Source organism: Actinomycetota bacterium (genome assembly GCA_030019255.1).
Taxonomy (GTDB): domain Bacteria; phylum Actinomycetota; class Geothermincolia; order Geothermincolales; family RBG-13-55-18; genus Solincola_A.
On the sequence record JASEFK010000017.1, the window covers coordinates 41,385 to 47,739 of the forward strand.

Genomic DNA, 6,355 nt, shown 5'->3' on the forward strand with positions numbered 1-6,355 from the left:
GATCCCACCGGGACACCATTCACTGACCCCGCGGTGGGGGAAGGGGAAGGGAGGCAAGGCGCGGAGAAAGAGACGACCCGACCGGAGTTCCGCGGTCCCGGCCCGGGAAAGGTCCTTAAACTCGCCCGCGGGGAGCGGTTCGCCGGTCCGGGGATGGCCACGGCGGACGGGGATGACCGGCGCGTCGAGGGAACCGCGTCTTCCTCGCCCATCGCCCGGGGGCCGTTTTCGGCAGAGGCGGAGCAGCCTTTCGCCGGGAGCGGGAAGGTCGTGGGCGACCCTGTCCCCGGGGAGGTGATCCATCCCGGGGCCACGAGGGGCAAGGAGGTCCGGATCGGCGGCGAGGCCGGGAGCCCTCACGGTATCACGGCGGCCCAGGCGCCGCGCGAGCCCGGGCAGGCGATAACACTCCAAAACGCGGCCGGTTCCACCGTCTTGGACTATTACGGTTGGGAGAGGCTTCTGGAGAACCTGGCCGGCTCCCTACGCGGGATACGCGAAGGCGAGGTGTACCGGGCGCGCCTGAGACTGCATCCCCCGCAGCTCGGAAGCCTGGAGCTGGAGGCGGAATGGTCGGGCTCCCTGAGAGTAAGCCTCGAGGCCCGGTCGCTCCAGGCCTTCCAGGCCCTGCGCGAGGGACTGGATCAGCTGAGGCAGTTCCTCGTTTCGCAGGGACTTCCCCTGCAGGACCTCCGGCTCTCGTTGAAGGCCGGGGACAGCAGGAGGGAGGAACGCGGGGAAGGCGGGCCCGTTCCGACCTCCGCCCGGGAACAGGAAAGGGAGCCCGTTCCGGCGCGGGTGGGGTACAGATGGCGCCTGGGAACTCTCGACCTGTTGGTATAAATTACCAGACACCGATCGGAAGGGAGGTGAGAGGATGCAGGTTTACGACTACGTTTCCGGGGCCGTCGCCCGCGGGGGGACGACGGCGTCCATGGCGACGGGAGGGGCCCGCGAGGACCAGGTGCTGGGCCGGGACGCCTTCCTCAAGCTGCTGGTGGCGCAGCTCAAGAACCAGGACCCGCTCAACCCGGTGGACAACCAGCAGTTCGTGGCCCAGCTGGCTCAGCTGCAGAGCCTGGAGGAACTGAGGTCCCTGGGCGAGTCGCTGAACGTCATGGCCAATCTCCTGCTGGCGGGACAGGCCGGAGGGTTGCTCGGCCGAAGGGTGAAGGCCCTGACCCCGCAGGGAGAGGTGGAAGGACGCGTGGAATCCCTGCGCCTGGAGAGCGGGAGGATCCTTCTCGCCACGGACGCCGGGGAGGTGGACCTGCGGGACGTGGTGGAGGTACACGCCTGAGAAAGGAGGCTCAAGGATGGGCGGCGTCGGGGAAGTTCTGGGAGCGGGACGGCCGGAGGCGATCCGGTCCGCCCGGGAGGAACGGAAAGGGACGGGAAATAAGGGAGGCCCTTCCTTCCGCGACGTCCTGGAGGAGACCGGACTGCGCTTCAGCCGCCACGCCGCGGAGCGCCTGGAGAGGCGTGAGATTCCCTTGGAGAAGGGGGACCTGCGCCGGGTGGAGAGGGCGGTGGCGGCGGCGGAGAGGAAAGGAGCCGTCCAATCCCTGGTCCTGGTGGGGGACGCGGCGCTGATCGTCAACCTGCCCACCAGGAACGTGATCTCCGCCTTTCACCGCGCCAAGCTGAAGGACGGGATATTCACCCGCATAGACAGCGCGGTGGTGGTGGAGCGACCCGAGGGCAGGGACGCGGATGGAAGGTGATGAAGGGTTACGCAAGCGGGTTGCCGGACCTCCTGCGAGGAAGCGACCCGCGTCGATCGGGAGGTCAACGAGGAGGTAGATGGTGCCATGATGCGATCCATGTTCTCAGGGGTCTCCGGACTCCGCAACCACCAGACCATGATGGACGTGGTGGGCAACAACATCGCCAACGTGAACACGGTGGGCTATAAATCCAGCCAGCTCAGCTTCCAGGATGCCCTCTGCCAGACCCTGAGGGGGGCCAGGGCCTCCACGAGCTACCTGGGGGGGACCAACCCGGTGCAGATCGGGCTGGGGGTCAAGCTGGCCCTGGTGAGCACCAACTTCACCCAGGGCTCCCTGCAGAACACCGGCCGCATGACCGACCTTTCCATCCAGGGAGACGGGTTCTTCATCCTCTCCGACGGTGGGGGAGCCTACTACACCAGGGCGGGATATTTCAGCTTCGACGCCCAGGGGAAGCTCATAAACCCCTCCAACGGGTACGTGGTGCAGGGGTGGATGGCCGACGACACAGGGGTAATCGACACCAACGCTACCCTGAACCCCATCTCCATACCCGTGGGCCAGACCATGGCTCCCCAGGCCACCACCACGGTGCGTTTCCAGGGCAACCTGCCCGCCGGCGCCTCGGTGGGCGACAGCTTCGTGACCTCCATCGAGGTCGTGGATTCCCAGGGAGGCAAGCACGCCCTCACCTTCACTTTCGCCAAGACGGACGTCAACCAGTGGTCCTGGGAAGCCCTGGGCCCGGCGGGAATCTCCGGAAACACCGGGGTCCTGACCTTCGACGACACGGGGGCCCTGGCCTCGGTTAGTGGCGGTCCCATAGTGTTCACGCCCGCCGGAGCGGCCACGGTGAGCATTACGCTGGATTTCGGCACCGTGGGCGGGATCTCGGGGGTCACCCAGTTCGCCTCCGCTTCCACCGTGGCCGCCGTGTACCAGGATGGCTACACCGCCGGTTACCTGCAGAGCATCACCATCAACGACAACGGGATCATTACCGGGTTCTTCTCCAACGGGTTGAACAAGCAGCTGGCCCAGATAGCGGTGGCGGTGTTCAACAACCCGGAAGGCCTGATCAAGGTGGGGGACACCATGTACAGGGTGTCCAGCAATTCCGGGGAGCCCCTGGTGGGCACCTCGGGCACCGGGAACCGTGGGGTGATCACCGCCGGGACCCTGGAGATGTCCAACGTGGACCTGGCCCAGGAGTTCACCAACATGATCATCGCCGAACGCGGTTTCCAGGCCAACTCCCGCATCATCACCGCCACCGACCAGATGCTGCAGGAGCTGGTGAACATCAAGAGGTAAGGCGGTAGGGCCGGGGGCGGAGACCCCGCCCCCGGCCGCATCTCCGAAAGGGAGGTACAGGCTTTGATCGAGGTGACCAGGATAAACGATGACCCGGTGGTCATCAACGCCGAGCTCATCGAGATGATCGAGGCCCGGCCAGACACCATCATTACCATGACCACGGGAAAGAAGATCCTCGTGGCCGAGAGCGTGAGCGAGGTTGTGCGCAGGGTCATCGAGTACCGGCAGATCATTCGGCCCATCATCCGCACCAACGTTCCCCTCGACTTCACCGAGTGCACGGTGGTGGAGGATCCGGATAGCGACGTGGTGGAGAAGCGCAAGCAGTAGGGAACGAGGCGGCGACATGCGGTTGTTGACGGGAAAAGGAAATTAATCCGGGAGGCCGAGGAGTGGACGTAGCGACCGTCGTGGGCTTGGCCATCACCTTCGGAACCTTCTTCGTGGGCCTTTTCATGTCCGGGAGCATCGGGCAATACATAGACGTGCCCTCCCTGGTCATCGTCCTGGGGGGCACGGTGGGAGCGAGCATCCTCGCCGTGGACCTTTCCACCATCAAGGCCGTGCCCGGGATGCTGAAGCTCATCCTCAGAAAGTACAAGGTGGACGCCATGGGGATCATGGCCCAGCTGGTGCGCTATGCCGAGATGGCCAGGAGAGAGGGCATTCTCTCCCTGGACAAGGAGCTGAAGAACATCGAGGACCCCTTCATCCAGAAGGCGGTGCAGTTGCTCGTGGACGGGACGGAGCCCGAGCTCATCCGGGACATCCTGGAGACGGAGATCATCTTCCTCGAGCAGCGCCACCAGGGGGGGATCCGCTACTTCAACATCTGCGCCGCCCTGGCACCCGCCTTCGGGTTCCTGGGCACCCTCATCGGGCTTATCGCCATGCTGGCCAAGTTGAGCGAGCCGGAGAAACTGGGTCCGGCCATGGCCGTGGCCCTGGTCACTACCCTGTACGGGGTTATCCTCTCCAACATGGTCTTCATCCCCTTCGCCGAGAAGCTCAAGGGAAAGCACGAGGACGAGGTGCTGGTGAAGGAGATGGTCATCGAGGGAGTCATGTCCATCCAGTCGGGAGACAACCCGAGGATGGTGGAAGAGAAGCTGAAGACCTTCCTCCCTCCCTCCCTGCGCGAGGAGGCCTCCAAGGCCAGGGAGAAAGCCAAGGCTAAGGCGGCCGTGGAGGAGGCGGGGGAGGGCGCGCTAAGGGGAGCATGAGAGCCGCTGGGCAAGCGGGAAGGTGAGCGATGAAGAAGAGAAGGAGGTCCGCGGGGCAGGACGAGGTCACCGCCACGTGGCTGCAGTCCTACGGAGACATGATCACCCTGATCCTCTGCTTTTTCGTGCTTCTCTTCTCCATGTCCAGCATAGATGCCAAAAAATGGCAGGCAGTAAGTGAGTCCCTCCAGGAGGCGCTGGGAGGGGCGCCGGAACGGGGCAGCGGCATACAGGAGGGGGATCTACCGGCCCTGGAGCAGAAACTGCAGATCGAGGAAGCCGCCGAGCTGGATCTGGAGGAGCTGCAGGAGCTCATGGAGCTGAAGAAGAAAATAGACGCCTACGTGAAGGATAAGGGCCTTGAGAACATGATCGTTACCGACATCGAGGATGTAGGCCTGGTGGTGCGCATCACCACCGACGAGGTGGTCTTCGACCTGGGGAGCGCCGTGCTCAAGCCCCTGGCCCTGGCCTTCCTCGACCACCTCGCCCCGCTGCTCAAGGAGACGCGACACGAGATCTGGGTGGAGGGGCACACCGACGACATCCCCATCCAGCCGGGGTTCGTCTACCCCTCGAACTGGGAGCTCTCCACCGCCCGGGCCTCCGCGGTGATCAGGTACTTTATCGAGAGGTGGGGGTTCGATCCCGCCCGCCTGAGCGCCGCCGGCTATGCAGACACCAAGCCCCGTTTCCCCAACGATTCCCCGGAACATCGGGCCCTGAACCGGAGGGTGGAAATGGTCATTCGGCCCTCGAGGAAGGAGAAGGCCGTGGAATCGGCGGGCGTCGACGTGTGGGAAAAGGTGGAGACGGCCTTGGAACAGGCGGCGAGCGAACCGGGGGTGTCCGTACCGGAGGGGGACTCCGGGGAGGGAAATTCCGCGGAGGGGAATTGATGATAGCGAAAGGGAAAGAGGCGGGGGTTCGAGGAGACGGGTAGAGAACGGGATTTCGTTGGCATCGCAAGGGAGGTAGGAACAAGTTGTCCGAGGTGCTTAGCCAAAAGGAGATCGACGCCCTGCTGGAGGGCCTGCGCAGCGGGGAGGTGCGCGAGGAGGAGCTCCTGGAGCGGGAGCGCTCTTTTCGAGTGTACGATTTCCGCCGTCCCACCAAGTTTTCCAAGGACAACCTGCGCACTATCCACCTGCTGCACGAGACCTTCGCCCGCCAGTTCGCCAACATGCTCACCGGCTACCTCCGCCTGACGGTGCGCGCCACCGTGGAATCCGTGGAACAGCTTACCTTCGAGGAGTTTTTACGTTCCCTTTCCTCGCCCACCTACATCGCCGTCTGCTCCCTGGGCAGCGAGGAGAAGCCGATCCTGGTGGAGGTGGGACTGGCCCTGGTCTTTTCCCTCGTGGACCGCATGCTGGGTGGGCCGGGAGTGGGCAACTACGAGGAAAGGGAGCTCACGGAAATAGAGACGGCCATCATGGAGGAGGTGATGACCCAGCTCCTCATCGCCCTTTCCGGCGCCTGGTCCATGGTCACGGAGGTGAATTTCCGTTTCGACCGGGTTGAGTTCCGGCCCCAGTTCGCCCAGGTAATATTTCCCAACGAGATCGTTCTCAACGTCTGCGTGGGGGTGAACTTGGGACCGTCGGAGGGTTTCGTAAATCTCTGCCTGCCCTATACCACCCTGGAGGACGTCCTCGACGAGCTCAACGCCGAGAAGTGGCTCTCCACCCGTCCTCCCGAGTCCCGGCCCATGGGGAAGGAAATGCTATTCCGCACCGATCTTTCCTCGGCGCGCGTGGAGCTGGTGGCCGAGCTTGGTCGCACCCGCCTCCGGGTATCGGATCTCCGGCACCTGCAGGTGGGCCAGGTGATAAGGCTCAACCGGCGCATAAGCGATCCCATCAGCGTGAGACTGCAGGACAGGCCGGCCTTCGCCGCCATTCCCGGTACGGCGGGGAGAAGGATGGCGGTGCAGATTACCAGGGTGTTACTGGAGGACCTGGTGGATTGAGCGGGAATCACTACGCCGTTTACCGCTTTTATGGCCGGGTCCGGTGGGAAAAACAACGTTGGTAGCGTCAAGGATTTTGTGTCAGCCACCTAGCCTTCCTCCTCCCATCCCAG

Annotated in this window: 8 protein-coding genes; all 8 read left to right on the forward strand. The window is 64.2% G+C overall.

Annotated elements, in window-relative coordinates; all coding sequences use genetic code 11:
- Positions 1-153 precede the first annotated feature (153 nt).
- The 8 genes from QME84_11620 (at position 154) to fliM (ending at position 6,242) form a co-directional block, all read left to right on the forward strand.
- The gene (locus QME84_11620) at positions 154-843 is read left to right on the forward strand and encodes a flagellar hook-length control protein FliK (protein ID MDI6874912.1); all 690 of its coding nucleotides are present in this window, start codon (positions 154-156) and stop codon (positions 841-843) included.
- A 34-nt stretch (positions 844-877) separates the two neighbouring features.
- A complete protein-coding gene (locus QME84_11625) occupies positions 878-1,300 on the forward strand; it encodes a flagellar hook capping FlgD N-terminal domain-containing protein (GenBank protein MDI6874913.1) in 423 nt (140 codons plus the stop codon).
- Positions 1,301-1,316: 16 nt separating this feature from the next.
- Positions 1,317-1,724, forward strand: a complete 408-nt coding sequence (locus tag QME84_11630; protein ID MDI6874914.1) for a hypothetical protein — start codon at positions 1,317-1,319, stop codon at positions 1,722-1,724.
- An 87-nt stretch (positions 1,725-1,811) separates the two neighbouring features.
- Positions 1,812-3,044, forward strand: coding sequence for a flagellar hook protein FlgE (locus tag QME84_11635; protein MDI6874915.1), 1,233 nt, complete (start codon positions 1,812-1,814; stop codon positions 3,042-3,044).
- A gap of 63 nt (positions 3,045-3,107) precedes the next feature.
- Entirely contained in the window at positions 3,108-3,377 is a 270-nt protein-coding gene (locus tag QME84_11640) for a flagellar FlbD family protein (protein ID MDI6874916.1), read from the forward strand.
- 62 nt (positions 3,378-3,439) lie between these two features.
- Positions 3,440-4,270 (forward strand): motility protein A, encoded by an 831-nt coding sequence (locus QME84_11645; protein ID MDI6874917.1) that lies wholly within the window; start codon positions 3,440-3,442, stop codon positions 4,268-4,270.
- A 29-nt stretch (positions 4,271-4,299) separates the two neighbouring features.
- Positions 4,300-5,169: a flagellar motor protein MotB gene (locus tag QME84_11650; protein ID MDI6874918.1), complete on the forward strand. Its 870-nt coding sequence runs from the start codon at positions 4,300-4,302 to the stop codon at positions 5,167-5,169.
- Between the two features lie 95 nt (positions 5,170-5,264).
- The gene (gene fliM / locus QME84_11655) at positions 5,265-6,242 is read left to right on the forward strand and encodes a flagellar motor switch protein FliM (GenBank protein MDI6874919.1); all 978 of its coding nucleotides are present in this window, start codon (positions 5,265-5,267) and stop codon (positions 6,240-6,242) included.
- Positions 6,243-6,355 lie beyond the last annotated feature (113 nt).

Bases quoted from the DNA above. Each gene is read 5' to 3' on its own strand.
- QME84_11620 (MDI6874912.1), top strand. From the start codon at position 154: ATGGCCACGGCGGACGGGGATGACCGGCGCGTCGAGGGAACCGCGTCT.
- QME84_11625 (MDI6874913.1), top strand. From the start codon at position 878: ATGCAGGTTTACGACTACGTTTCCGGGGCCGTCGCCCGCGGGGGGACG.
- QME84_11630 (MDI6874914.1), top strand. From the start codon at position 1,317: ATGGGCGGCGTCGGGGAAGTTCTGGGAGCGGGACGGCCGGAGGCGATC.
- QME84_11635 (MDI6874915.1), top strand. From the start codon at position 1,812: ATGATGCGATCCATGTTCTCAGGGGTCTCCGGACTCCGCAACCACCAG.
- QME84_11650 (MDI6874918.1), top strand. From the start codon at position 4,300: ATGAAGAAGAGAAGGAGGTCCGCGGGGCAGGACGAGGTCACCGCCACG.